This window comes from Aerococcus sp. L_32, assembly GCF_050689315.1.
The window spans coordinates 1-792 of record NZ_JBOEQF010000857.1 but is presented as its reverse complement, the minus strand read 5'-3'; the positions used below and the strand labels follow the sequence as shown (position 1 = coordinate 792).

The 792-nt window shown below is 41.5% G+C and carries 1 protein-coding gene and 1 pseudogene; both read left to right on the top strand.

The genetic code is table 11. The annotated features are described in order from the left end of the window. Positions 1-235 (top strand): annotated as a pseudogene (locus ACRCJ0_RS16925) (adenosylcobyric acid synthase); the annotation flags it as partial. Between the two features lie 40 nt (positions 236-275). After that, on the top strand, positions 276-792 hold a 517-nt coding region (locus ACRCJ0_RS16920), incomplete at its 3' end, for an SOS response-associated peptidase family protein (protein ID WP_431391320.1).

Here is a 792-nt window from a genome sequence, read left to right as displayed (position 1 = left end):
AAACCATAACGGCCGGACCTTTTTAGGGGAAAATACCCAACCCTTAGGTAAAGTGGTTACTGGTTTTGGTAACAACGGTGAAGACCAAACGGAAGGTGTTATGTATAAAAATACTTTTGGTTCATACTTCCACGGCCCTTTATTAGTACGTAACGAACAATTAACCAATGAAATCGTTGGCCTGGCTATTAAAAATATGCAAGCCAGATCAGCGAAAGAAAACCAGTCAGCTTAAATTTGAAGTCCCTTTTGCCTAAAAGAAATGGAGCTACGCTATGTGTGGTCGCTATTTATATGATAAAAATGACCAAATCCTCTTCGATTATTACGAAGAAATTAACAGTCGGGGCGTTGATGTATCTGACTTAAGGGATGGGACAATCTTTCCTTCTAATCAGGTAGTGACGCTTGGCGCTAATCCTGACGGGGAAATCGTTTCTGGCATTACGCGTTGGGGATTTACAGGTTTCAAACCCAGTCAATTGATGATTAACGCCCGGGTTGAAACAATCCGCGAGAAGAAGACTTTTAAAGAGCCATTTGAAGGTCAACGGATTGTCTTCCCTATGTCAGCCTTCTTTGAATTTTCTGAAGACAAGAAAGCTTATACCTTTTCGGATTCTGGTCGGATCATTTATGTGGGTGGTTTTTACCGGATTTACCCTGACAAAAAGACTGGGCAAAAACAAGCTGAATCTATTATCATCACGACGGAACCCGATGAAGTTGTTAGTCCCATCCACAACCGGATGCCCCTTTTGATTCCACAAGCAGATATTGCTAAATGGATTC